Genomic DNA, 26,274 nt, shown 5'->3' on the forward strand with positions numbered 1-26,274 from the left:
TCCTATCTCTAGGAGTGTCAGAGGATGTCAAGACCTGGTAAGGTTCTTCGCGTTGCTTCGAATTAAACCACATGCTCCACCGCTTGTGCGGGCCCCCGTCAATTCCTTTGAGTTTCAGCCTTGCGGCCGTACTCCCCAGGCGGAGTGCTTAATGCGTTAGCTGCAGCACTAAAGGGCGGAAACCCTCTAACACTTAGCACTCATCGTTTACGGCGTGGACTACCAGGGTATCTAATCCTGTTTGCTCCCCACGCTTTCGCGCCTCAGCGTCAGTTACAGACCAGAAAGCCGCCTTCGCCACTGGTGTTCCTCCACATCTCTACGCATTTCACCGCTACACGTGGAATTCCGCTTTCCTCTTCTGCACTCAAGTCCCCCAGTTTCCAATGACCCTCCACGGTTGAGCCGTGGGCTTTCACATCAGACTTAAAGGACCGCCTGCGCGCGCTTTACGCCCAATAATTCCGGACAACGCTTGCCACCTACGTATTACCGCGGCTGCTGGCACGTAGTTAGCCGTGGCTTTCTGGTTAGGTACCGTCAAGGTACCGGCAGTTACTCCGGTACTTGTTCTTCCCTAACAACAGAGCTTTACGACCCGAAGGCCTTCATCGCTCACGCGGCGTTGCTCCATCAGACTTTCGTCCATTGTGGAAGATTCCCTACTGCTGCCTCCCGTAGGAGTCTGGGCCGTGTCTCAGTCCCAGTGTGGCCGATCACCCTCTCAGGTCGGCTACGCATCGTCGCCTTGGTGAGCCGTTACCTCACCAACTAGCTAATGCGCCGCGGGCCCATCTGTAAGTGTCAGCCGAAACCGACTTTCAGCTTTTCCTCATGAGAGGAAAAGGATTATCCGGTATTAGCACCGGTTTCCCGGTGTTATCCCAGTCTTACAGGCAGGTTGCCCACGTGTTACTCACCCGTCCGCCGCTAACCAACAGGAGCAAGCTCCTATTGATTCGCTCGACTTGCATGTATTAGGCACGCCGCCAGCGTTCGTCCTGAGCCAGGATCAAACTCTCCAAGAAAGTTGATTAGCTCATTTGTTACGTTGGCTTAGCTTCTTAATTGAAGCTAAAAGTTATTGTTTGTTTGCACGATTTTGTTTGTTTAGTTTTCAAAGAACAATTTTACGGAACAACTTTTATAGCTTATCATTTTTCTATATTCGTTGTCAACAACTTTTTTCAAAAGATTAATAGTTTCGATGACAACTTTTATAGTTTATCATTTCCAAATGATGTTGTCAACAACTAATTTCAAATATTAAGTGTCTCGCTGACAACTTTTATATCTTATCACCTAGCATCTAATATGGCAACTAAAATTTTTATAAAACTTACTTCATATGGATGTGTTAACTATAAATCTTTATATATATTATGATAGAATGAGGTATACTTTATTCGTTTAAAGGGGTGCAGAAAAATGCTGTCATTTATATTAGTTGTTATTGTATTGTTTCTCATTCCAGGTCCAGCTGTTTTACTAACCATTTCTAAAACTGCTCAGGGCGGAAGGAAATCTGGCATCATCACCGGCATTGGGATTGCGGTGGGGGATTTAATCCATACGATTGCCGCTGTATTAGGCCTTTCAGCCATTCTAATGACTTCGGCCCTCGCCTTTGAAATTGTAAAATATCTAGGCGCTGCTTATTTGATCTTTTTAGGGATTAAGTCAATCCTTGAAAAGTCCAAAAAACAAGATCAACCGGCCATGAAAAAGAGCAGCTCTATCACATCGTTTCGTCAGGCCTTATTAATTGAACTACTCAATCCAAAAACTGCTCTTTTCTTCCTTGCCTTCTTACCGCAGTTCGTTCACAACAACGGAACCCCAGTTTTCATTCAATTACTTACTCTGGGGCTCACCTTTGTGTTAATGAGCATCTTGTACACCACCCTGCTTGCATTCCTAACTAGCTCTATAGGCGAAAGGCTTTTCTCAAACAAGAATAGCAGGCTTGGACGCTGGCAAGGGAAACTTGTGGGCTCTATCTATATAGGATTAGGGTTGCAGCTCGTACTTCAAAATCAAAAATAAAACTGAATATGAAATGTAACAGAAAAAGCGATACCGCCGTTGTATCGCTTTTCTTTATGTATTAAATTACACTCTAACCCTAGTGTCCACCACAGATGGACAAATTGATAATTTGTCCATTTGCGGTGCCTGACACCCACTTCTTTTTAACATCACTTCTTTTTAACATCGCTTCTTTTTAACATCGCTTCTTTTTAACACTTTTTTCCCATCTATGTTCAAGATTCTTCTAATCTTTTGAATATGGCTCGGCTGGGTTTGAGGTTTGCCTCGATGATGTAGACGTCGCCGCTGTTTGTTAGACCGATGTCTAGGCCGATTAGGTGGGTGTTTGGATAGTATTCTCCAAGTTCATATGCAGTTAGTAGAGCGATGTTATCGATTTCTGTTTGCAGTAATGGCCCATCGATATCTGTTATGTTGGATTGTTCTAATGCTTGATCCACACTGAGAATTGATTTTGCAATATTGGTGATAAAATAGCCATTTTCCGCTACTTTGGCGAGTTTCCCTGTTACACGCCATTCAATGGAGTCCTTTTCCCTTTCTACCATTACGCGTAAATCAAAGGGACAGTCACCCACCGTGGCTAAGGGAATTTTCTGTTGAACAATATACAGCTTCCGCCCGTATTTCTCTTTATCCAAAAATTCCTCAACATCCTTTTTCCCACAAATAATCTTATTCCGATTGCTATGCAGCTCATATCTGTATTCACCAATCTTGGAGACTAGTACAACACCATAACCTTGTGATCCTTCACTAGGTTTGATGACGACCGCCCCCTTCTCCTCTAAAAGCTCCCAAAAAGCTGTATTTGTTAAAATAAGCGTTTTTGGTAAGTAGCCGACAAGCGTAGAATTTTCCTTCATCATGTGATACTTTGTCCATTTTCCGTATGAATAGCTCATGCTAAGCCCACCCACTTTCATTCCAAAGACTTGCGTATACTATCCTATTCAATAGCTTGTCATTAGGTTTGGATAATTGTCCAAATAGCACTTTCTCTAATCCAACGAATTAAATGGGCGAAAAAATAATCCGAAAACCCTGACCTTCATTGTTTAAATGAATATATTAATTTGTAAATCTTTTTTTGAAAGGAGGGGTATGAGTGGGGTGTCGTAAGGAAAAAAGCAAAAGTAAATGTAAAAAAAATTGCAGCTGCAAGAAAGATTGTTTATGCAGGATTTTAAAGAAGTTCAAGCATAGCGAAGTAACCATTAGAACAAAGTCTGGAGATTTCTTTACAGGTGAGTTACAACGTGTAACGAGCGACTGCTGTGTTAAAATTATTGAACCAGTTATGGTATCACCTTTTGTAAATGAGCGGTTGACAGTGATTCGTTGTAAGGATATCGAAAGCTTTTCCGTTGATTTACTCAGTGGGTGATCCATTATTCAACAACCAATTTAAGGCAGTGGCACTAGACCACTGCCTTACCCTTTGATATTAAAGTATTTTTCAACCGAAGCCGTGTTGACAATAAAACGACTTCGCCTTCTTAATAATGGCTCCTTTGCATCTGAATGATGATGCTGAGGGTCAGTGTAACGCAAATAGGCATAGTGATCCTTCGATAACGAATACATTTTCAATCCGCTTTCATAACATAGAAGCTGAAAGCCGCTGTCCTCTCCAACATTCACTTCGGGAAAGGCTACCATATTAAAAATATCCTTTTTAAAGGAGAGCGTCGCCCCACTTAAAAAATAGGAACTGTTATACGGACCATTGTTCAATATCCATCGATTCTCTCGATTTGGATTATACAAGCGTAATTCATTATTTTTTTTGAAGTAAATGTAAAAGCTACCCTTACCAACCACATCTGCATCTTTTTGAACAAGAGCATCTTTCACTTCCTTTAGATAATCAGGACCATAATAGTCATCATCATCCATTTTTGTTACATAATCATAATTCGCTAAGCTAACGCCCTTATTCAAGCACTCTCCTAGACTTACCTCTGCTGGAATTTGAAGAATCTTATGCCCCTCTATATCCACATCCATCTCCGAAGAATTAACAATGATAATGAGCTCTTTTTCTATTAAAGATTGTCTCCTAAAATTCTCAATAATGTTTGGTAAATAATCTTGTCGATTCGTGCAGGCAACGACTGAAATCATAAAGTCCTGCCCCCTTCCCATACATACTCCTCAAACGAGTCCGTCACCGCAATCCTTTTGCATTGTTTTTGAAAAGTCTCATCAAGGACCTGCCAGGAATGCTGATGACCCTCCAGATAGCGGATCAAGACATAATCATGAACGCTCCCCGAATATAATGATATCTTCCGATCCAGACAATCCTTTTGAAATTGCACATCCTCGCCGCTATTCAACGCCTTAAACTGAACTTTTTCGAGTACTTCCTTGTTAAAAACTAACGACCCACCTGCCAGAAACACCCTTTTATTTTTCAAAAAGAAAGAGTTCATCCTCGGACGAAATACCGTTAATAGCTTATCCTTTTTAAAATATACAAATATCCCTGCCTTCCCTATAACTTCTGCACCTGTTTCCTTCAGCAAGCGAAGGGCGTTGTCCAAATAGGAAGGTGAATAATAATCATCGTCGTCAAATTTAGCAATTACCCCATAACTGGCTTGCATGACACCAAAATTCAGGCACTCCCCCAATGTTTTCTCTTCATCCAATCGAAATACTTTTATATTTGGCCATGCCAAACTTTCTAGCTTCAGATCATTCTTGTTTAAGATAATAATTAATTCTTTTTCCTGCAGGTTTTGTCTCATGAAATTCTCAATGACACGCTCAAGCATGCTTTCTCTTATCGTACTAGTTACAACAGTTACCAAGATGTCCACCTCTTACCCAAACCAATTCTTATTTATTTCATAGTATGTAAGAGACTTGAAAAATAGAGGTGAAACATGGAAAAGAAAGTGTTAATTTCGGGAGTGGCGGGATTCCTGGGGTCACACCTGGCAAAGGATTTACTTACAGCCGGATGCGCAGTCGTTGGCGTAGATAATTTATTATCAGGAAAAATCACGAACATAAAGGGGCTTCCAGAAGATCGGTTCATTTTTAAAGAGATGGATGTCTGCTCGCGGAAATTACTTGCCGACCCTGACTTTTTAAACGTTCAGGAAATTTACCATCTTGCCTCGGCAGCCTCTCCAAAATATTATCAAGCCAGCCCATTTGAAACGATTAATGTGAATACAATCGGCACGAAAAATATGCTGGAACTTGCCAAAAGGAATCATGCGAAAATGGTTTATACCAGTACAAGTGAAGCCTACGGTGATCCCGAAGTGCATCCGCAGCCAGAAACCTACAGAGGCAATGTCAATACATGGGGCCCACGTGCATGCTACGATGAAGCGAAGCGTTTAGGAGAAGTACTTTGCTACTTGTACTACACGCAATATCAAACAAAAGTAAAGGTTGCACGGATTTTTAATACCTATTCGGCTGGACTGGCGAACGATGATGGCCGAGTAATCTCCAACTTTGTCACGCAAGCGATAAAGGGTGAGGACATTACAGTTTATGGCGATGGAACTCAAACACGGTCGTTTTGTTATGTGACCGATACAATCAACGGACTAAAGTTGTTAATGGAAAAAGATGAAGCCAATGGGGAAATTATCAATATAGGAAATCCCATTGAACACTCAATTTTGGATTTGGCCCATTTTGTTAAAAAATTGTCAGATTCTGAAAGCTTTATCACCTTCCACCCGCTTCCAGAGGATGATCCAAAAGTGCGGCGGCCTGTGATTGATAAAGCAAGAGAATTGTTAGGTTGGGCCCCTGTTAAAAAATTGGAAGATGGGTTGAAAGAAACAATAGCGGAGTATAAAGAAAAACTTAAAATACAAGAAGACAAGAGTTAGCTTGTAATCATTGCAACAGTGTAGAATCAGGTCTTACTACCATCACATAAACGAAACCCCTTGAAGTCAAGGGGTTATTTACAATCTTTTCATTTCGGCTATTAATTTTTCTACAAAATATTATATAACAGGAAAAAATGTTTATTTATTTGGAGACCATAATGACTTAACTCCTGTATGATAAAATCTTTTTTTGGATGATCCAGAACCACAATGGCATCCACCTGACCACCCTTTAATTTTTTAGCTACTGAGGAAATTTTCATACTTTTGTTTGTATAGATTAACTTTTCTACCTTTATGCCACTCTTTATGGAAATTCTTGCTTTATAATTTCTGCAGGCTCTTTCTGGACCTATAACAATAACCTTTGGCAGACGTCCTTTTTCCTGATGGATAGCTCGAAAAATGGCTCTTGAAGAGGCTATCTGTATTTCATTCACAGTGGCCTGACCATCTTTATTCGAAAGGGAGCCTTTATGAATTCTATAGTCCAATAAAACATTCCTAACCTTTTCCATTTCGCCTTTCTCCAGTAATTTTAGCCATAGATCATAGTCATAAGCAATTTTGAATTGAGGATCGTATCCCCCTACTTTCCAGAAAACATCTTTTGAGAACATAACAGAACTGTGTGTCAAAGGGCAGCCCCAGTAAATAATGTTTCTAATTTCATCCCTTGTGATATGGCTGTTTCTACTCGTGGTCAATCCTTCATATACAGAATCAGGAATATCAGCATCCCCAGAAATACATTTTATCAGCGTGCCCACTCCAACCAATTGGGGATGTTCTTGTATATATTTTACTTGTTCTTCAATCCTAGAGGGATAGCTATTATCATCCGCATCCTGAATAGCAATCCATTCGCCCTTTGCCTCTCTAATACCTAAATTTAAAGCATTGGCCGCACCTTGGTTCTTCTCTAGATGAATCACCTTAACCCTGTCGTCTTGTATTCGATCTAAAATTTGTTTTGTTGAATCGCCGGAGCCATCATTTACAATGATAATTTCTAAGTTTGAATAAGATTGGGCAAGGGTATTATTGAGCGCTTCTTCCAAAAACCTTTCCCCGTTATGGACGGCCATCACCATTGACACAAGTCCGTTCCTGCTCATACCAGCCTTCCAATCCTTTAATATCTTTTCATAATTAAAATTTTCACCATCAATAATCTTATCTAAAGCATGACCAAAGTCTATAACTACTCTATTTGTATGATTTGCCAGCCGTGGAGCTAGAACGGTAGCGGGAATTCCAGCTGCTACAAGGGCAATATCCCAATCCCTTGATGCTAGGTCCTGATAAGCTTCTTCAATTTGCTCAAAACCCTCAAGTACCCTTGTATACGTTATATTATAGCCTTCCTTTATTAAAAGCGATGCTGCTTCAGCAGCACGTCTTCCCACCAAAGCTATTTTCCTTTCTTTTAACATCGTCCAGAATTGCATATTCTTAATCATGTCATGCGTTATAAAAGCAGGGCAAATTTTCTCAGGCTTAAAGTCTAAAGTGTGTAGAAGCCGACCTGTCAGTTTAGCGGTCTCCTTATCTTCCCATGCTTGGCCCCAAGAAGCATGAAGACCTACAATATCCGTTCTCCTAAATGCTTTTTCTAATTCATTTTTAATCGTCGTCATCGACTCGGTGGCCCCTGAATATGCACTGTAGGGTTCTAATAAAATACTCCATTCAGGAAAAAGATTCCAACCAATGTATGCTATCTCAATATGTCTATAACGGCCAATTGAAAGTGGCTTTCCCTTTTGAAGGGCATCGTCTATAAACATTAATACATCCTCAAGATTCAGCATGCGTTTTTCATAATTTATCTGGTCATTGATCTCCAATTTCTTATCACTCCTCTTAATGGAAATTTACAAGGCAGACCATAAGGTAAAATAATCGTTATTTAATTTTAGCCCCTTTTCTGAAAGGTAGTTTATCAATTGATTTCCAGCCGGGGCATTAGAAAGAATGATAAACGCATCTATCTTACCTTGCTTGTAAAGTCGGTGGGATTTATTCATATCTTTTATTCCATTTATCATAAGATAAATTCGGGTATGAAAGATGCCTTCCTCCTTCATAATTTTCTCAAAGGCAATACATCCTGCTTCAGTTCCATGAACAACCACAACAGGCTTCCCTTTTTAGTGTATGACCGCGACCTATGGTTCCGCCTGTTTGAAATTGCTCCATTTGAAAAGATACCTAAAGTCTTATATTACTACCGTGTTCTTCCTCACTCTCTTAGTCATGGTAATTCTATTGCGTTAGGTAAAGAATTATTATTTGCTGCCACAATGGGTATACCAGACGCCATTTGTCGGAATAAGGGCTATCTCCAAGGAGAAGAGCCAAATATCATTTAAATGGCGTCCCGAAATAAATGTGAATTCTTTAAGGGAAATTTTGCTCCTCATGTCAATATGAATGTTCAACGATATATTAATCGTAGAGAACTAAGGGACTGGGAAATTAAAGTTGAACTTTTATCAATAAAAGCCCGTTCATTTATTTTAGTTGAATCATAGACTAATAAGAATAGCGGAGAAGACCTTTAAATAATTGAAATTAAGGTGAGGAGAGGTATTCAATGTTTGTATCTGTTGTAATGGCCGTCTATAATGGCGAAAAATTTATACAAGAAGCGATTGATAGTATTCTTTTACAAACATATGAGCACTACGAACTGATTATAGTTAATGATGCTTCAACAGATAATACTCCAAAGATTTTAGACAATATTACAGATGAAAGAGTGCAAATTATACATCTTCCTAGTAATCAAGGGGCAGCCGAGGCGCTTAACATAGGTATTGATCATGCAAAAGGAGGCTGGATTGCTATTCATGATGCGGATGATATAAGTGTACCTAACCGTCTAGAAAGACAAGTTAGTCATCTTTTAGAACATCCTGAGCTAGTTGCGTTAGGCTCTTGGATTAAGTGTATCCCAGGTGACAATCAATTCGAGGCAGGAAGAAACTGGTTTAGAACGTCTTCCCAGATTGCTTCTGTTTTATATCATGGTTGTCCATTAACTCATGGAAGTGTAATGTTTTCAAAAAGTGCATATATAACAGCAGGAAAATATGATGCTAGCTTAAGAATTGCTTATGACTATGATCTCTGGACTAGACTTATTACCTTAGGACCAATAGAAAATGTTCCTGAGGTGCTTTATCACTATCGAAGATATAGCGAATCTCTATCCAATAAAAATGAGTATGAAACAGTGAAAGAATTATTTTACTCATTTTCAAATTATGTTAGAAATACAATTTATAAAGACCGGCAACTATCCCCAAAATTCGTTGTAATTGGAAGTAAAGAAGGCTGTGAATTATTTGTAGAGCAGTCAAAATCCTCAATTGAAATTACATTAATGATTTATAGGGCGGAAAGAAGTTATATTCGACGGCTCAAGTCGTGGTTTAAAAGCAGGAGATTAGATGGAGTAATTTTATTAGGTAATGCACCCTATAAGAGGGAATTGATTACTTCACTACAAAATTGTGGAATGGAATATAATCGCAATATTTTCGAATTTTATAGTGGAGATATGTAATAAAAAATATTTAGCAGGGGGGTAATTCTATGTCATGTAGTTGTCATAATTATCAACATACATTTTTAAGTACTCATGAAGTACTTAATCTTTTAGAGGAAGCGATAAATGATAAGAAAGAATTTTCATTGACTCGATTTTCACATGCGGAAGTTTCTTGTTTAAGTTGGAAACTTAATCGCAAGTTATTTAATATGATGGATGATTTTAGAATATATAATGGTTTTACTGGGTCTGCTGAACATACAGCCAAAAGAATATTAAAATCTATGAAAACAACAAATATAGCAGGATTTGTTAGACAGGATGATCAAAATAAAGGAGCATTTTGGTATGAGAGTACTAAAAGCTTATTTCATCACTTAAACTATATCCCTAAAAAAATATGTTCAGTTTGGGTAACGCATGACATGATAGAGGAACAGAAGTTTTGGGAACTCCTTTACAATAAAAAAGTAGCTCTTATCGGTAGACGTGCACAAGAAGCTATACCTTATTTTCAAAAAAATTATGTGAATGTAACTATTGCTTTGCCATTAGAAGGAATGCAGTATATAGAGGAAGTATATAAATCTTTAGTAAATAATAATGATTGGGATATTGCCTTACTAGCTGCAGGTATACCAGCAACTATCTTAACACCAATGTTAGCTAAATCTACTAGGCGTATTGCTATTGATTTCGGGCATGCGCTCGATATGGTAATTGATGGGGAAAGTTTTGATTTTAATAAATTATTTGAACAGTGGAAGAATAAAAATAACTAGGGATACTCAAAAGGCATTTCTATGAAACGGTTTTTATATGTAAGGAATAGGGAGGGGCTATTGAAAACTTTTTCAAGTGTTTACAATTATTCTTATGCTTACCTGTGAGCATGTATCCCCAGCCATTCAGGGATACCTCTTGAATGAGATAGTCCTTCGAGAAGGAATCAATCCGGGAATAGTAGAGCGCCTGCTCCACAAACCGGTCAATCTTATCCAGGCGCAACAAGATAAACGGCGGATATGAAAAGACCGCCGATATTTACATAAACAATGTTCGGCGCATAATTGTCCCAGGATATCGCGGAAATCATCAGTGAAATAAAAATCATAAATACGACATAGAAAGAAATGAAGAGTCGTTTATCGTCCAAATAGTTAAGAAAACTCATCTTATGACATACCCTTCTCCCTTGACGGTGCCGATATAGTCGGGTTTGTCCAATTTCGACAGCTTCTTGCGATGCCTTGTCATATTGACCGTTAGGGTGTTGTCATCCACTAATCTTTCGTCCTCCCATCTTGAATTAGGTGTTTTTTTGTGTGATTATTCTCCTTTAATTCATTAATTCTGTAAAAAGATTGGGTTTTCGTAGACGGCCATTGATTAAGAAAGTAAAAGCATTACTGGTGGTGGGAGCATTTAGTAACATTAAAATCGTTCTAGAGGAAACAATTCAAGAGTATAAAATAAAGAAAGCAGAACCATAAGAAGACAACGAACTATTGTAAGTTTCATTCTGGACATGTATTTCGATAATCATTTCATGTGACATCTAAACCAGAGCTCTTAGACAATATATAAAAAAGGTCCTTTAAAAACCGTAATTACATAAAATCGGTTTAATTATTATGCAAGAAATTATCGAATAGCGGATGAATATTATTATGAATTGGAGACGATTTTTTGAGTACAGTGCTACCGCCTGATGGTATCTATAACACCGTAAAGGATTGGGTTGAAGCAAACGTCGAATCAGTTTCTCAGGGTGTAGTCTTTAAGGAAATTTACCCTGAAACTTCTTTTTCAAGACGTATGAAACGTCCTCCAGCTCGCTACCCAATTAAATTAGAAGGTGGGTCTGTCGGAGTGATTCCAGGCGGACGCGTATTTGGGCTAAATGGAGCGATTATAACCCCAGATAACCGTCTAATCTGGGATGCTTCGTTAGAATTTGTCCATCCACGCTCCAATCATTCCATTTTTAAAGTAGAAACCTTCCCCCCTATTTCACATCAATACGAACAAATAGCAGACCTCACACATGTAGTGGGCAGAAACTATTATCATTGGATGTATGAAGTGTTACCCCGCGTTCATTTACTTCGGGAGAGCGGCCTGCCTGTGGAACGCTATATTATAAAGTCTGAACCTGACTATGTACCTTTTCAATCGGAAACCTTACACCGTCTTAGCATAGCAGATGAGCAATTAATAAAGACCTACGAGGGGTTCCATATTCAAGCTGACCAGTTGGTAGTTGCATCCCAGCCATCGTTTGCAACCAAGTGGGGCTATGATTTTTTAAGAAAGACCTTTCTAAGCGATAATCACATAAACACCCCAGAAAAAAAGCGAATCTACATTAGTAGAAAATGGTCTCGAATCATCACGAATGAGGCTGAACTATGGGATATATTAAAGCCATATGGTTTTATTAAAGTTGAGGCTGAATCCCTTTCAGTCGCCGAACAAGTCCAGCTTTTTTCATCTGCTGAAGTCATTATTGGCGCCCATGGTGCAGGCTTAGTAAATTTGACCTTTTGCAGGCCGGGGACAAAAGTGATAGAAATTTTCTCCCCAACCTATATTACTCCCCTTTATTGGGCCATCTGTTCTTTTGGAAACTTGAATCATCATTATTTTATTGGACATTATGCTGGTGGCAATCGTGTTCAGGAAAATCGAGGGTGGACTGGATTAGATAACATCACCATTACCCCACGCAAGTTTGCTGCCTACTTAAGAAATTTAAAACTTCAATAACTATCCACTTGATCACAGTGGATAGTTATTTATATCCATTCGGATGCTGCTGATGCCAGTTCCACGCCGTTTCAATGGTTGTTTTTATATCATATCTTGGTGCCCAGCCTAGAGCGGTTTGAATTTTTTGCGATGATGCGACTAATTGCGGAGGGTCGCCCTTTCGCCGTGGTTGAATTTTCACAGTAGCCGTGGAATCGGCCACTTGCTCACAGAGGTGGATCATTTCTAAAACGGAAACACCGCGTTCATTTCCTAAATTGAAAATGTCCGCAGTTTTTTGCCCTTGATTCTGTAGTAAAAATTCTAATGCTAAAATATGGCCAGCCGACAAATCCGTTACGTGAAGATAATCGCGAATGCACGTGCCATCTGGAGTCCCGTAATCATTTCCAAAAATCTCAATATATGGCGACTTCCCTTGTAAATGCCTTAATATATTTGGAATTAAGTGAGTTTCCGGATCATGGTCTTCCCCTATTTCAACAGTTGGATGTGCTCCAGCTACATTAAAATAACGAAGGGCAATATAATTGAAATCATGGCTATCTGAAAGACTATTTAACATGGTTTCTATCATTAGTTTAGACTTTCCATAAGGGTTAATCGGGTTCGTCGGCAGTTTTTCATGGATGGTTGATTGATCCGGTATCCCATAGGTTGCACATGTGGAGGAAAAGATGAAATTTTTAATGTGGTGGTCAATCATTTTTTGCAGTAAGCAAAGTGTCACAGCCACGTTATTTTGATAGTATTTAAGTGGATGGATAACCGATTCACCAACAAGGCAGCTGGCTGCAAAATGCATGACGGCTTCAATTGAGTAAGCTGTAAAAATATGTTCAAGTACCTTAGAATCGCCCACATCCCCATGAATAAATGCTGCCCGTTTATCGACGGCCTCTTTGTGGCCAGTCGATAGATTATCTAAAACTAAAACGGAATAACCCCGATCGGTAAGATCCCTGACAACATGGCTGCCAATATAACCAGCCCCACCTGTAACCAAAATCATTGTGATTTCACTTCCTTTAATTTTAAGTCAGAGCAAAAAGAGCATGCGGTAATGCTCTTTTTTAGTGATTAGAAATTCCAAAATAATAAAATCCTAATTTCTTCACTTGGTCCTTATTAATTATATTTCTCCCGTCAAAAATATAGTGGTGCCTCATTAACCGCTTTATACTCTCCCAATTGAGTTTCTTATAATCATCCCAGTCCGTGGCAATCACAAGCGCATCTGCACCCGCGACCGTTTCTTCAATGGTCATAAATTGGTGAGGGGCGCCACTCTCCACCATTGGATCATGCGACTTCACAATCGCTTGTTCTTTTAATAATCGATCAATCAAAATGAAACTAGGAGACTCCCTCGTATCATCTGTATTTGCCTTAAAGGATAACCCGAGCACGGCAATCGTTTTATTTTGTATCTCACCGCCGAGTGCCTGCTTTATTTTTTCAATAAAATAAACAGGCTGTTCCGCGTTGACCTTAACTACAGCCTCAAGAATCGATAAGGGTGTTCCTTGTTGATTAGCTATGTGGATGAGCGCATTGACATCTTTCGGGAAACATGAGCCGCCGTAACCCATCCCCGCATTTAAGAAATGCGGGTTAATCCGGTGGTCCAGCCCGATTCCGTTTGAGACGTCTTTCACATTGATGGAAAGTTTGTCACATACCCTTGCTAACTCATTGATATAGGAAATTTTTAATGCGAGAAAAGAATTGGCTGCATACTTAATCATTTCAGAGGCTGTTGGGGGGGTTTCGACGATTGGGCAGTGGAAGTCTTTATATAATTCTCTCATGATGGTTTTGGCTGTTTTACTTGTTGTGCCGATGACGATTCGATCGGGATTAAGTGCATCGTGTAGGGCGGAACCCTCACGAAGGAACTCGGGATTTGAGACGACATCAAATGGAATGTGGGCCGTTTGATTTTCTTTGATGACTCTTGTTACTAGCGCTGTGGTCCCGACCGGTACGGTGCTTTTTGTTACGATCACCTTGTATTGATTGATGTACTGACCAATCGATTGGGCGACATTTTCTACAAAGGTCAGGTCTGCGCTGCCATCCGGTCCCTGCGGGGTACCGACGCAAATGAAAATCACATCATTCTCTTTCATTGCGGTTTCCGTGTCATTTGTAAAAGTAATATTACTGGCTTGGGTATGCTTTTTTAAGAGGTCTTCAAGGCCTGGCTCATAGAAATGCAGGTTGCCTGCCTGCAAAGCTTGGATTTTACGCTCATCAAGGTCAAGTCCGGTTACCTTGTGTCCATACTCGCAAAAAATAAGCCCTGTGGTTGTTCCCACATAACCTGTACCGACAATTAAGATGTTCATGGCTGTTGTTTCCCCCTCGGTCCACAAATATAATTAATCAGCTCTACATACTCTGACGTTTTGGCGATATCAAAGCACGATCCTTCAATCTCCAACCCATAGCTTGTATAATCTTTCCCCATCGCTTTAATGGCATCCGTTAATTGAATCTCTCCCCCTACACCCGGTTTCAAAGTTTCAAGATAGTTGAAAATGGTTGGTTCAAAAATATATCGGCCAATCACAGCTAGATCTGATGGTGGCGATTCTTGCGGCTTTTCAACAATGTCTTTAATCAAATACTCTTTGTCTTTTAAGGGTTTTGGTTGGATTACCCCATAGTTTTTCAACTCAGCTGGGTCCAATTTTTTTACGCCAATGATATTTCCCTTATATTCTGTAAACATATCAATTAACTGTTTTAAGGGTTGCTTATCGTTGTGAAGAATAATTTCATCTGGGAGCAGGACCGCAAACGGCTCATTCCCGACAAAATGCTTGCCTAGGAGAATCGCATCCCCTAAACCGCGTGCATAGGACTGGCGAACATACTGAAAATGGACATCTGGAAGGGTGATTTCCTTTAATAAATGCTTCTTATCTTTTACTTCTAGATAAGTCTCCAACTCAAGCGAACGGTCATAATAATCCAGGATCATATTTTTTGATCTTGATACGATAATTAATATTTGCTCAATTCCTGAATTTATGGCTTCTTCTACGATAAAATCAAGCGCTGGCCTTCCACAGATTGGCAACATTTCTTTGGGCAATACTTTCGTAATCGGCAAGGTTCTCGTTCCATACCCTGCTGCAGGAATTATTGCTTTTCTTACCATGTCTCTTCCCTCCTTGCGAACTAGTATTAATTTATTCTAAAAGGGACGAAAGGGAAGGTTGTCCAACAGAAAAGGGCGCGAAAATGGGGAGTTGTCATATAAAAACCGAAAGCGCACGTTTAGCGGTGTATGGACTGGAGCTGAATTCAGAGAACTAAGTCATGTTACCCACAAATAGAGTGGGCGCATGATATATACATGCGCCTCTCACAGATTCGTACTTGCGGGTCATCGCACACGGCTCCTCCACGATTATCCCCGTTAGCTTGAGGAAGGTCTGAAATTAACTATCAATAAATACAGAAAAAGAAAAAGCCCAACACCGGACTTTTTCCTTTTATTATATTCAAGCATAAAGTACAAATGGATAATTTATTCTTTCAAGCACTATCTAAGAATAAAATACATATATTGTAATTAGATTTTTATTTTTAAGTTATCTGTCTGTTTATTCTCTTCATAATTCATTTATAAACTATATCTCTATCTATTAATATGTTTAAACATTTTCAGTTTTTTAGGGTGGAGTAACCATGTGTTTTCTTCACGTTATAAATAAAAAAACGATTTTAAAACAATGAGGTGCTTTCATGAATCAACCTTACCAAGAAACAAATCCACCTCTAGGTGTTTATAATAATACTTGGGATTGGGTGAAAGAGTTCGTTTCTGATAAAAAGAAGATCAATGATTATTACCGAATTATTTATCCTGAACATGAATTAAATTTGAAACATCCAAAAGGAATTGACGATATTCCGCACCAAAGCTTTAATACAGAATATTATAGTAAATTTTCCAAAGAATTTGTTGCATTAATTCCGGGAGGGCGAATATGGGGAAGCCACGGATCCGTAATTAGTCCCAATAATAAACTTCTTTGGGATGTATCAATGGAATGGAATGATGAAATTCCCTCTAATCATTCTATTTTTATGCAGGAAAAATTACCAGATATTAAATATTTAGATGAAACAGTTGCAGTAGTCTCGTTTGTTGGATGCCCAGGTTTCTATCACTGGATGATGGATTTATTACCTCGTTTTCATCTATTAAAAAAGAGTGGCTATAAAATTGATAAGTATGTAGTTAACACCATGACTTCACCAGTACATTTAGAATCTTTACTGGCTTTAGGGATTCCTAAAGAAAAAATTATCGAAACCCATGAAGGGCTGCATCTTAAAGCAAAAAACGTAATTGTTACGTCTATCCCACATAGAACTGGATATCCAGAGTGGGCCACCGATTTTCTTAATAAAAACTTATTTCATTCAAATGAAAATAAAATGTATTCCAAGAGAACATATGAAAGAGTTTATATTAGTCGTGAAGATGCACAATTTCGCAATGTAATCAACGAAACTGAAGTATTGGAGTTCTTATCCCCATATAATTTCAAGAAAGTAATACTTAGCACAAAAACATTGGAAGAACAGGCAGCTATATTTAGAGAAGCCAAAATTGTTGTGGCCCCACATGGTGCCGGACTATCAAATTTAGTTTTTAGCAGTTCTAATACAAAGGTGATTGAATTCTATTCGGAGCAGTATGTTGCTCCAGTATTTTGGCTAATTAGTAATCATCGAGGACAAGATTATTACTCTCTTATTTGCAAGGGCGGAGACCCTCCTTCAGCTATAGCTCGTGATGACCATATTCAGGTTAATATGACAGAGCTTATGCAAATATTTAAATTGGCAAATATTCAAAAAAGTAAATGAAAATGAAAGGATATGGTTATCATAAAAATTCTGTATCTGATACATCAATTCTTCCCGGAGACATATACAGGTACTGAAAACTTCTTGTTAAATCTTTCCGGACAGGTAAAGACTAACGGGTATGACGTAAAAGTAATTACCTATAGTTTCCAACCCGACTCCTATTTTGAACACACTTATGGGAATATAATGTACAAGGAGTTTCAATATAATGATATCCCTATTATTGCCTTTAAACATATTAACGATCCAGGTCCTCAAATTCTTTATCAATCCTTAGAAGATTCCTATATAACAGACTTTGCAAACATGATCTTTCAAAAAGAACAGCCAGATATCGTTCATGTTGCCCATCTAATACGGATGGGAGAATTTTTATCGGTTGCGATGAAAATGAACATCCCTTATTTTATTACACTTACCGATTTCTTCTTTATGTGTCCTAAAGGTATTTTTATGTCAGGCAAGGGGGCTCCTTGCTCGGGGGCTAAACAAGGGGATTCCTGCAAAACCTTATGCCCAGAGATTGATAATGAATTTGTCAAATACCGGTACAACCAAGCGAAAAATTTCCTATTATCCGCTAAAAAGGTGATTGCCCCATCCATCTTTTTAGCAAGAATGTTCCAAGAGGAATTTCCTGAATTGGACATTAAAATTATTAATTACGGAATTAATCCAGAAAAATTCACTAGAAATGAAACCCTTTATACTAATGGCCAAAGATTAACATTTTGCTATGCAGGAAGCCATAATTATCATAAAGGGGTGCATGTTTTAATAAAAGCCTTCTTACATCCCCGTGTTAAGAAGGCTAATTTAAAAATCTATGGCTCTGGGAATGTTGAATCCTATAATAATATACTTAAAAAAGCAGCTCTGAAAAATAGCAATATTCAATTTTGTGGCATATATGATGAAAAAGATGTTGGGAAAATTTTTAGTGAGGTAGACGTACTTATTGTACCTTCAATCTGGCATGAAAATTGTCCGTTTGTCATTTACGAAGCATTAGCTTGTGGAGTGCCAGTAATCGCTTCGGATGTTGGAGGCATTACAGAAATAATTGACCATGGCCGGAATGGGTTTACCTTTCCAAGAGGAGATTCAGAGGGCCTTGCAAAGGTAATTAGAAAGCTGAAGAAAGAACCAGAGCTGTTAAATGTAATAAAGGACAATTTAAAAAATGAGAAGATTACAACCGTTCAGGATGAAGCTAATGAATATTTAAATCTCTATCATTCTTAAAAGATTAATATTCTTTCAATATTAGATGCGCATGAATAAATTCATGCGCCTTTCACATTCTTGTCAGTGAGTTTCATCACCGCTTAAGGATACAGATTCACTCAAGGAGTTATTTTCAATCTTTCTTGATGGATAAACTCTTTTAGAGCTGCTAGAACATCTTCCTTTGAATATAGGTATCCATTCGCTCCACTAAAAACGGAAAAATATTTACTTTTTACGTTATAAGTTATAGATGCCCTTTCGGTTATATTTTGAAAATCCATATTAAGGCATTCCTTTGCTACGAATTGGGCAGAAAGGGGTTCAGTTGAAATGTTCAGTAATTTAATTTGATTTTCTTCCGCAGTCCTAATGTCCTTTGAAAGATTTTCTAAATTATAAAATTGATAGGTGCTATCTTTATGAGTCCAATGCAGACAGTGATGATGAATGAGATCATATATAAAGTTTTTCTTCAGACCTCTCCCAAACAATGCTGGTAACCGGACAATTAAATGCTGATCAAATTTATCCTCCACAAATTCCTCAAGGTACCTCCTGTGCTTTCCATATGGATGTAAACCTTCCATTGAAACAGTGGATGCTTCATCAACTTCTAGCGGATTATGGTACACATCGAATGTGGAAATTAAAATAAACTTATCTGCTTTAATAGACTGCAGATTTGCTATCAAATATTTTATATTTTGAAGATCCTTTTCTGGATCCTGATTTGCTTTCCATTTTAGACCCGGGGCACCCGCGCATATGAGATAGTCAAATTTTTCGCCTTGAATATCTGTTATATTTTTAGAGTTATATAGAGTATCGAATTGCATTTTCCCTGAAAGGATCCCGCCTACTAATCCTGTGTAGCCAATCAATCCCCTAACCAAAATATCACATCCTTTGTCATTGCTTAATATGAAAGATTTGATCTTTTTCTTTATAGACTTTAATCTGTTTTATTTGATAGGTAGATTGATATTGATTCCGTAACAGTAAGGAAATATACATAATATTAATAAACAGGAACAATAAAAAGCCCAAAATAATAAATAAATCAGAACCGTACGTTACAGTAAAGTAAACGAACGGTATAAGGAATAGGCACAGAGCAAATAAAAAATATCTAAATTTAAAATAGAGTAATTTAAAATAAAGAGCATTTAAAATACCACCTTTACTAAGATGAGGCATTTTTTTATTGTTTATTGGGGTATACGTGATGGCCGAAAACGGATAACCCGTCAAGGTGTACAAGGAATTTCTAAAAAGAATTTTATTAATCTTTTTACTTTCTATAAAGGACAGAATGTAATTAATTGCCCTTCTTGAAATGACTTTTACCGTTCCGCTTGGTAAGTTTTTCGGAAAATGAATAAGTCTGTCAACCAACATATTAGAAACAGAGCGCAATAGACTTTTTTCCTTTGATTGTGCACAGACGATATCATAGCCTGATTTTGCTCGCTTTAACATATCCTCAAGTAAAGTATATGGATAATTCCAGTGAACAGAGTCAACTTCAAAAACATAATCCCCCATGGCTTTTTCTAATCCTGCAACCATTCCATGTTCCAATCCATGTCGGTAAGCTAAATCCAAAATAATAAAATGGCTGTTAAGATTACTAGCTTCTCTTTCTATTAAAGACTGAGTCCTTTCATCTATTGAATCATTAACTAGGATGATCTCATAATTCGCAAAGGTTTGTTTTACATAGGAAGTGATTGTCCTTAAAAAAGGTGAAATTAAACTCCTATCTTCATCACCAATATAAACAGCAAAAGAAACGAAGGTTTGAATCATTCCAGCACCTCCTCTAAATCATAGATGGTATTTACCTTACCCGATAGGACGGTCATGAAAAATGGGGTTTCACTATTGGTTTGGATAAGCGTAGGTCTTGCATCATCAACCTCAGAACTGGAGGTGATGGTTTTAACAGCAAACAAGGATTGTTCAAAAGAAAAGTCAATTTGTTCATTAAAATATATTTTTGCCTGCTGTTTCATATATGACCAGGCACTCAAAGGCCGAACAGGGCAATCATTACAATTTTTCAAGTCAGAAGGGGTACAATCTTTTCGGAAATCCTGGCACTTAAATGTAGGCAATGGTTCATTGGAAGGACAATGCGGTGTGTAATTGACGGAGGATAAGGAATGAAAGCCCGTTAATCCAAAAGGCATCAAGGAAAGAAAAGGTCCATCCATGATGGTTAACCCAACATTTTCTAGAAAACGATTGGGCTGAACAAGGATCATCTCGCATAATTCATATTTTAGTGGAATCGGAGATAAGTTGAATTTATCCAAAATACTATTCGTGGAAGCATAGGTGGCATTAATGACGGCAGGGGTTGTGATAGAAGTATCATCATTAAACGAAAGTTTATACTGGTTATGGATAATCTCTACCGCAATTAAGTTCAATTTTAAAAAAATGGATACATTCTTTAAGTGTTGTAGTTGTTCTATAAGCCAATTTCTTATCTTGTCCGCATCAAATGAAAATTCATCTGTTTCAAAAGCGGCTTCCACTCGGTTTTTATTAAAATGGAGACCGGGGTCTATACTCTTTAAAGGAATATCAATATAATCACAGAACTTTTCAAATTGGTTTGGACTTACTAAAGAATGATTTTTGGATATCCCATAAATCTTTGTAAACTTATTATTTACCGCAAATGAAAAATCGTTACAAAACCTTTTGTAGTTAATAGAAGATCTTAAAGCTGTAGATATACTTCTTGGGTAATGATATCCTTTATGAATCCTTGCTTGATTAACATAACTGGCCCTTTTAAAAGGAGATTCTTCAATATCGATTAAGGCTACATGAAGGTTCTTTTTAGCCAATAAAATGGCAGCATACATTCCAAATATTCCTGCGCCAAATATGACATAATCAAATTTCTTGGTGCTCATTTATTCTCCCCTTATATTCATATTTAGTGCCTGACTACAGCATTATTTCACTTTTCTTGTTTGAAAAGTTTTTAGATTTATAAAGTTCTAACGTTCATTTATAAGCTTTAACATGGCCTCCTTATTCCCACTTGCCTGAATATATCTCCCCAATAGATTCCTATTAGCATCAGGGTTCGGAGCGTTACTCCAGTCCGTTCTCGGATGCCATAAGTGAATGACCTCATTTTCTAGTTTTATATATGTTCCACATAGTGTTTCCAAAGCATGTACAAAAGCGTCGTCGTCACCGCCCCAACCAACAAACCTTTCATCATAACCGCCAGCAGCTATGAAAGTCTTACGCCTCATAACCATCAGTTTTCCAGCGAAGCGTTCATAATAATTATCAATATAGTAATCATCTAAATAAGTATTTAGCGGCCAGTTTGGTTCTGTCTCCAGCAATCTGTTTGTATTATCCGGTGATAAATTAACCACACCCCGAAAAGGAATAACCCATGGATAATTGTCTAATAACTTAACAGCTTCATCTATAATTGCCGGGTTATAAATAACATCACCGTCTGCTAGAACGAGAATTTCCCTTGTCGCATTTTTGGCAGCAGTATTAAATGCTTGAGATCTATTAAAAAGACCACCTGATGCTAAACCACCAATACATAATTCAGCCTCCGTCATGGAAGCTTCGTAATATTTTTTTATCCAGTTAAAAGTAATATCTCTTGGACCGTTATCAGGTTTATAAGGTATGAGAATAGATATATTTTTCATTGCCATTTCTCCTTATCACTTATTCCTACCCATCACATAAGATATTTTATTAAAAGGCTGTACAGTCTGTGACTATTTTCTATTATTTGGGTTTATGACCAATATTTTCAATAAAGAAGCATACATATAAGAAACAAGGTTTTTAGGGGCGATCTATATTTGAAGAATAATGCGGCAGACTTAACACGAATCCTTGATAGACGGGCTAAAGTTATTTGGTTTTATTAAAGTAGAAATCAGTAGATAACATTACCATTAACCTACCAAAGTTTACAGCTTTCTTGAGAAATATAAGAATCTAAAAAAACTATCCACTTTATCGTGGATAGTTTTTTTGATGGTACCCCTTAGGATGCTGTTGATGCCAATTCCATGCTGTTTCAATCGTCGTTTTTATATCATATTTTGGTGCCCAGCCTAGTTCATTCTTTATCTTTTGTGATGTGGCCACTAATTGAGGAGGATCGCCCGGTCTTCGTGGTTTAATTTTGACTGTGGCCTCAGCCCCGGTAATTTGCTCACATAGTTTAATCATTTCTAAAACAGAAACACCTTTTTCAGTCCCTAAATTGAAGATTTCTGCTATCTTTTTTTCCTGGTTTTGCAGTAAATACTCCAATGCAAGGATATGACCGGCTGATAAATCTGTTACGTGTATATAGTCGCGAATGCATGTGCCATCTGGAGTCTCATAATCATTACCGAGAATTTCGATTTCGGGGATTTTCCCTTGTAAATGTCTTAAAATATTGGGTATTAAATGCGTTTCAGGTTCATGGTCTTCCCCTATTTCACCAGAAATATGGGCTCCGGCTACATTAAAATAACGGAGGGCAATATAATGAAATTCATGGCTTTTTGAGATACTGTTTAAAATTGTTTCAATCATTAATTTTGATTTCCCATAAGGATTAATGGGGTTAGTCGGCATTTTTTCATGAATTATTGCTTCGTGAGGAATTCCATATGTTGCGAATGTCGAGGAAAAGATAAAGTTCGTTATATTGTGTTCAATCATTTTTTGAAGCAAATTAACGGTATTTGCAACATTATCTTGATAGTATTTGAGAGGATCACGTACTGATTCACCTACGAGACAACTTCCCGCAAAATGCATAACCGATTCAACGGAAAAGGTTTTAAATATATTTTCGAGTAGAATCGAATCTCTCACATCACCGAAAATAAATGTTGCCCTTTTATCAACAGCCTCTAGATGTCCGGTTGATAAATTATCTAACACTAAAACCGAATACCCTTTATCAGCAAGATCCCGGACTACATGACTGCCAATATAATCGGCTCCACCTGTAACTAAAATCATCTTTTATTCACTTCCTTTGTTTTATACAACCACTTGTAATTTATCCCTTTAAATATTTGTTGTTTCAGCAAATGATCCTGATAATCATTCCCATAAATCCATGTTCGTTTTCCTTTGTAAAAGCTTTAACACATTGGAAATCAAGTGAATTTCAGTTTCCTTCAGCCACCACAAGATTCATTTTTTGGTGGTCGGATATCTTAGATTCCTATACCGATGACCGCTTAAAGGTAAAAAAAACAAGGGTCCGCAAATGCTTTAACTATCGGAATCTGTCAAGCAAATGGAAAGTAGATTGCTATTCATGATGGTGACGACCGCAGCATGCCGACAAGACTGGAGGAACAATTAAATTTGTTAAGAAAAAAAAGAGCTAGTTGGGCCGGTTCATTCATTTCCTGCATACCTGCGGGTCAAGACCTCGACAAAGAAAGAAAGCTGCAGAAGTAAGGGAGCTGTAAAAACGAAAAGCAAGCTGAAGATTCCGTTGTTGCGAAAAAGAGTAACCCTGTGTCCTTTCGTCAGGCTTTGTTAATTGAATTGCTCAACCCAAAAACGGCTCTTTTTTTCTTAGCCTTTTTGCCGCAGTTCGTCCGTATTGATGTGGCGCTAGTCGTCTTTCAATTATTGGTTGGTGCTTGGTCTAACGTTCGTGCTAATGAGTATTTTGTACACGACAATTTTTCGCATTTTTGACAAGCTCGATTGGTGGAAAAATTTTTTCAAATAAGAAAAGCAGGTTCGCGCATTGCAGGGAAAAGTGGTAGGAACGATTTATATCGGCCTTGGCTTACAGCTTGTCCTTTAAAGTCAAAAATAGGATGCCACTAGTCATTGGCGTTTGAGCTGGACAATTCTCAAAGTCCAATGATATAAATTCTAACAATATAAAAAAGAGAATACCGATGCTTTTTTTTAGTGATTGGAAACTCTCAAGTAATGGAACCCTAGTTTCTCCCCCTTCTCTTTATCAATACTATTTTTCCCGTCAAATATAAACGGTTTATTCATTAAAAGCTTCAAGCTCTCCCAATGCAAATTCCGGTAATTCTCCCAGACCGTACAGAGGATAACGGCATCAGCATCCGCTACAGTTTCTTCGACAGTTTGGAATTGGCGGGCTGTTAATTTTACAATCGAATTATGAGCCCTAATATTTGGCCGTTCTTCTATTAATTTATCAATCAGAATCAGACCTGGCGATTGCATATCATCCATGTTCTCTTTAAAGGATAAACCGAGGACGGCAATCCTCTTATTTTTCAAATTACTACCGAGTGCCTGTTTGATTTTTTTAAAAAAATAAACAGACTGTTCGGCAATGACTTTAAATACCGCTTCAAGAATAGATAAGGGATTTCCATGTTCTATAGCCGTTTGAATTAAAGCTTTCACATCCTTCGAAAAACAGGAGCCTTCATAGCCCATTCCGGCTTTTAAGAAATGGGCGCCAATCCGGTAATCGAGCCCAATTCCGTTTGATACATCATTCACGTTAATGGAAAGTTTTTCACAAACCCTGGCTAATTCATTTATATAGGAAATTTTCGAAGCGAGGAAAGAATTGGCCGCATACTTGATCATTTCAAAGGCTTTTGGGTACGTTTCGACGATTGTACAGTGGTAGTCTTGATCATTCTCATTTATAGCCGTTTCGGTTTCTCTTGTAAAAATAATATTTTTGGCTTGGATATGATTTTTTATGAGGTCCTCAAGTCCAGGTTCATAGATATGTAGTTTACCAGCTTGCAAAGTCAGGATTTTGCACTCATCAAGGTCAAGACCGGTTGTCGTCCCAACATAACATGTACCGACAATTTAGATTTTCACTACCGCTGTTCCCCCCTTGGTCTTGGCCCACAAATATAATTGATAAGATCTACATATTCTGACGTTTTGGCAATATCAAACCTTCTTCCTTCAATTTCCAAACCATAGCTAGTATAGTCTTTTGCCATCTCTTTAATCGCATCCGTTAATTGAATTTCGTTTCCAACTCCTGGCTTTAAGTTTTTAAGGTATTGAAAGATGGTTGATTCAAAAATATAGCGTCCAATCACTGCCAAATCGGATGGCGGGGATTCCTGGGGCTTTTCCACAATGTCTTTAATAGTATATTCATGCTCTCTTAATGGTTCTGGTTGAATCACTCCATAGTTCTTTAATAAGGAAGATTCCATTTTTTTCACGCCAACAACATTTCCCGTGTATTCCGTAAACATATCAATTAATTGCTTTAACGGTTCTTTTTTTTCCGAGAGAATAATCTCATCAGGAAGCATGACAGCAAAAGGCTCATTCCCAACAAAATGCTTACCAAGAAGGATAGCATCCCCTAAGCCGCGTGCATAGGACTGCCTCACATACTGAAAATGCACATCTGGCAGGGTGATTTCTTGTAATAAATGCTTCTTATCCTTTTCTTCTAGGTAAGTTTCTAATTCCACTGAACGGTCGTAGTAATCCAGAATCATATTCTTTGAGCGTGCCACGATGATTAAAATTTGCTCAATTCCTGAATTGATCGCTTCCTCAACTAAATAATCGATCGCTGGTCTGCCGCATATTGGCAGCATCTCTTTCGGCAAAACCTTTGTGATCGGTAAGGTTCTTGTTCCGTATCCAGCCGCAGGAATAATTGCCTTTCTTACCATATACTTCCCTCCTTACGAATTAGTATTAATCTATTCCTTGAAGTATTGGGAGGAAGATTGTCCAAATCAGAAAGGGCAATAAAATGGGTATTTGGACGAGGGGGTGGCGATGTTAGGCGGCGTTTCAGCAAAAAACTTATCAAAAGTTTGATAAGTTTTTTAATATCTAAAAACGAAAAAATCCGGCTACCTAAAATGGAGCCGAATCATAAAA

24 protein-coding genes, 1 rRNA gene and 1 pseudogene are annotated in these 26,274 nt (G+C 38.0%); 9 read left to right on the forward strand and 17 right to left on the reverse strand.

Going from position 1 to position 26,274, the window contains the following annotated elements; all coding sequences use genetic code 11:
• Positions 1 to 1,028: ribosomal RNA gene (locus KW850_RS02170) — 16S ribosomal RNA — on the reverse strand; the annotation flags it as partial.
• A 400-nt stretch (positions 1,029 to 1,428) separates the two neighbouring features.
• On the opposite strand from KW850_RS02170, the gene KW850_RS02175 reads away from it, so the two are divergent.
• Entirely contained in the window at positions 1,429 to 2,046 is a 618-nt protein-coding gene (locus tag KW850_RS02175; RefSeq protein WP_218345945.1) for a LysE family translocator, read from the forward strand.
• A gap of 218 nt (positions 2,047 to 2,264) precedes the next feature.
• Here KW850_RS02175 and KW850_RS02180 read toward each other — a convergent pair whose 3' ends face one another.
• Positions 2,265 to 2,957, reverse strand: coding sequence for a YheC/YheD family protein (locus tag KW850_RS02180; protein ID WP_218345946.1), 693 nt, complete (start codon positions 2,955 to 2,957; stop codon positions 2,265 to 2,267).
• A 203-nt stretch (positions 2,958 to 3,160) separates the two neighbouring features.
• Between KW850_RS02180 and KW850_RS02185 the strand changes: the two genes are divergently transcribed.
• The gene (locus KW850_RS02185) at positions 3,161 to 3,439 is read left to right on the forward strand and encodes a hypothetical protein (protein ID WP_218345947.1); all 279 of its coding nucleotides are present in this window, start codon (positions 3,161 to 3,163) and stop codon (positions 3,437 to 3,439) included.
• A 47-nt stretch (positions 3,440 to 3,486) separates the two neighbouring features.
• Here the strand turns inward: KW850_RS02185 and KW850_RS02190 are convergent, their stop codons facing one another.
• Entirely contained in the window at positions 3,487 to 4,179 is a 693-nt protein-coding gene (locus KW850_RS02190; protein ID WP_218345948.1) for a glycosyltransferase, read from the reverse strand.
• Complete coding sequence (locus KW850_RS02195; protein ID WP_218345949.1) at positions 4,176 to 4,871, reverse strand: glycosyltransferase family 2 protein; 696 nt, start codon at positions 4,869 to 4,871, stop codon at positions 4,176 to 4,178. The genes KW850_RS02190 and KW850_RS02195 overlap by 4 nt, the downstream gene beginning before the upstream one ends.
• A 75-nt stretch (positions 4,872 to 4,946) precedes the next feature.
• Between KW850_RS02195 and KW850_RS02200 the strand changes: the two genes are divergently transcribed.
• Positions 4,947 to 5,918: an NAD-dependent epimerase/dehydratase family protein gene (locus KW850_RS02200; RefSeq protein WP_218345950.1), complete on the forward strand. Its 972-nt coding sequence runs from the start codon at positions 4,947 to 4,949 to the stop codon at positions 5,916 to 5,918.
• 110 nt (positions 5,919 to 6,028) lie between these two features.
• Here KW850_RS02200 and KW850_RS02205 read toward each other — a convergent pair whose 3' ends face one another.
• Both KW850_RS02205 and KW850_RS02210 read right to left on the reverse strand, forming a co-directional pair.
• Entirely contained in the window at positions 6,029 to 7,771 is a 1,743-nt protein-coding gene (locus KW850_RS02205) for a GT-D fold domain-containing protein (RefSeq protein ID WP_218345951.1), read from the reverse strand.
• Positions 7,772 to 7,798: 27 nt separating this feature from the next.
• Positions 7,799 to 8,059, reverse strand: coding sequence for a hypothetical protein (locus KW850_RS02210; protein ID WP_218345952.1), 261 nt, complete (start codon positions 8,057 to 8,059; stop codon positions 7,799 to 7,801).
• A gap of 461 nt (positions 8,060 to 8,520) precedes the next feature.
• On the opposite strand from KW850_RS02210, the gene KW850_RS02215 reads away from it, so the two are divergent.
• Together KW850_RS02215 and KW850_RS02220 are read left to right on the forward strand one after the other, a co-directional pair.
• A complete protein-coding gene (locus tag KW850_RS02215; protein ID WP_218345953.1) occupies positions 8,521 to 9,495 on the forward strand; it encodes a glycosyltransferase family 2 protein in 975 nt (324 codons plus the stop codon).
• A 29-nt stretch (positions 9,496 to 9,524) separates the two neighbouring features.
• Positions 9,525 to 10,262, forward strand: coding sequence for a GT-D fold domain-containing protein (locus KW850_RS02220; protein WP_218345954.1), 738 nt, complete (start codon positions 9,525 to 9,527; stop codon positions 10,260 to 10,262).
• Between the two features lie 388 nt (positions 10,263 to 10,650).
• On the opposite strand, the pseudogene KW850_RS02225 reads toward KW850_RS02220, so the two are convergent.
• Positions 10,651 to 10,773: pseudogene (locus tag KW850_RS02225) on the reverse strand (winged helix-turn-helix domain-containing protein); the annotation flags it as partial.
• 405 nt (positions 10,774 to 11,178) lie between these two features.
• On the opposite strand from KW850_RS02225, the gene KW850_RS02230 reads away from it, so the two are divergent.
• Complete coding sequence (locus tag KW850_RS02230) at positions 11,179 to 12,249, forward strand: glycosyltransferase family 61 protein (RefSeq protein ID WP_308128746.1); 1,071 nt, start codon at positions 11,179 to 11,181, stop codon at positions 12,247 to 12,249.
• Between the two features lie 25 nt (positions 12,250 to 12,274).
• Here the strand turns inward: KW850_RS02230 and galE (KW850_RS02235) are convergent, their stop codons facing one another.
• The 3 genes from galE (KW850_RS02235) to KW850_RS02245 all read right to left on the reverse strand — a co-directional run bounded on the left by galE (KW850_RS02235) (position 12,275) and on the right by KW850_RS02245 (position 15,421).
• Entirely contained in the window at positions 12,275 to 13,264 is a 990-nt protein-coding gene (gene galE, locus KW850_RS02235) for a UDP-glucose 4-epimerase GalE (RefSeq protein ID WP_218345957.1), read from the reverse strand.
• Positions 13,265 to 13,325: 61 nt separating this feature from the next.
• A complete protein-coding gene (locus KW850_RS02240) occupies positions 13,326 to 14,603 on the reverse strand; it encodes a UDP-glucose dehydrogenase family protein (RefSeq protein ID WP_218345958.1) in 1,278 nt (425 codons plus the stop codon).
• Positions 14,600 to 15,421, reverse strand: a complete 822-nt coding sequence (locus KW850_RS02245) for a UTP--glucose-1-phosphate uridylyltransferase (protein WP_218345959.1) — start codon at positions 15,419 to 15,421, stop codon at positions 14,600 to 14,602. The genes KW850_RS02240 and KW850_RS02245 overlap by 4 nt, the downstream gene beginning before the upstream one ends.
• A gap of 590 nt (positions 15,422 to 16,011) precedes the next feature.
• On the opposite strand from KW850_RS02245, the gene KW850_RS02250 reads away from it, so the two are divergent.
• Positions 16,012 to 17,145: a glycosyltransferase family 61 protein gene (locus KW850_RS02250; protein WP_218345960.1), complete on the forward strand. Its 1,134-nt coding sequence runs from the start codon at positions 16,012 to 16,014 to the stop codon at positions 17,143 to 17,145.
• Positions 17,146 to 17,157: 12 nt separating this feature from the next.
• On the forward strand, positions 17,158 to 18,393 hold the full coding sequence (locus tag KW850_RS02255) for a glycosyltransferase family 4 protein (protein ID WP_218345961.1): 1,236 nt from the start codon (positions 17,158 to 17,160) through the stop codon (positions 18,391 to 18,393).
• A gap of 101 nt (positions 18,394 to 18,494) precedes the next feature.
• Here the strand turns inward: KW850_RS02255 and KW850_RS02260 are convergent, their stop codons facing one another.
• From KW850_RS02260 to galE (KW850_RS02280), 5 genes are all read right to left on the reverse strand, one after another.
• Complete coding sequence (locus tag KW850_RS02260) at positions 18,495 to 19,271, reverse strand: Rossmann-fold NAD(P)-binding domain-containing protein (RefSeq protein WP_218345962.1); 777 nt, start codon at positions 19,269 to 19,271, stop codon at positions 18,495 to 18,497.
• Between the two features lie 16 nt (positions 19,272 to 19,287).
• The gene (locus tag KW850_RS02265) at positions 19,288 to 20,187 is read right to left on the reverse strand and encodes a glycosyltransferase (protein WP_218345963.1); all 900 of its coding nucleotides are present in this window, start codon (positions 20,185 to 20,187) and stop codon (positions 19,288 to 19,290) included.
• Complete coding sequence (locus KW850_RS02270; protein ID WP_218345964.1) at positions 20,184 to 21,308, reverse strand: FAD-dependent oxidoreductase; 1,125 nt, start codon at positions 21,306 to 21,308, stop codon at positions 20,184 to 20,186. The genes KW850_RS02265 and KW850_RS02270 overlap by 4 nt, the downstream gene beginning before the upstream one ends.
• An 87-nt stretch (positions 21,309 to 21,395) precedes the next feature.
• The gene (locus KW850_RS02275; RefSeq protein WP_218345965.1) at positions 21,396 to 22,082 is read right to left on the reverse strand and encodes a galactosyltransferase-related protein; all 687 of its coding nucleotides are present in this window, start codon (positions 22,080 to 22,082) and stop codon (positions 21,396 to 21,398) included.
• Between the two features lie 316 nt (positions 22,083 to 22,398).
• Positions 22,399 to 23,406 carry a UDP-glucose 4-epimerase GalE gene (gene galE / locus KW850_RS02280; protein WP_218345966.1) on the reverse strand — a complete coding sequence of 336 codons (1,008 nt, stop codon included), beginning with the start codon at positions 23,404 to 23,406 and terminating at the stop codon, positions 22,399 to 22,401.
• Positions 23,407 to 23,916: 510 nt separating this feature from the next.
• Here galE (KW850_RS02280) and KW850_RS34190 point away from each other — a divergent pair.
• Positions 23,917 to 24,102, forward strand: coding sequence for a hypothetical protein (locus tag KW850_RS34190; RefSeq protein ID WP_218345967.1), 186 nt, complete (start codon positions 23,917 to 23,919; stop codon positions 24,100 to 24,102).
• A 219-nt stretch (positions 24,103 to 24,321) separates the two neighbouring features.
• On the opposite strand, the gene KW850_RS02290 is transcribed toward KW850_RS34190, so the two are convergent.
• Entirely contained in the window at positions 24,322 to 25,224 is a 903-nt protein-coding gene (locus KW850_RS02290) for a UDP binding domain-containing protein (RefSeq protein WP_308128747.1), read from the reverse strand.
• 11 nt (positions 25,225 to 25,235) lie between these two features.
• On the reverse strand, positions 25,236 to 26,060 hold the full coding sequence (locus KW850_RS02295; protein ID WP_218345968.1) for a UTP--glucose-1-phosphate uridylyltransferase: 825 nt from the start codon (positions 26,058 to 26,060) through the stop codon (positions 25,236 to 25,238).
• Positions 26,061 to 26,274: the final 214 nt, after the last annotated feature.

It is taken from the genome of Bacillus sp. sid0103, from assembly GCF_019219025.1.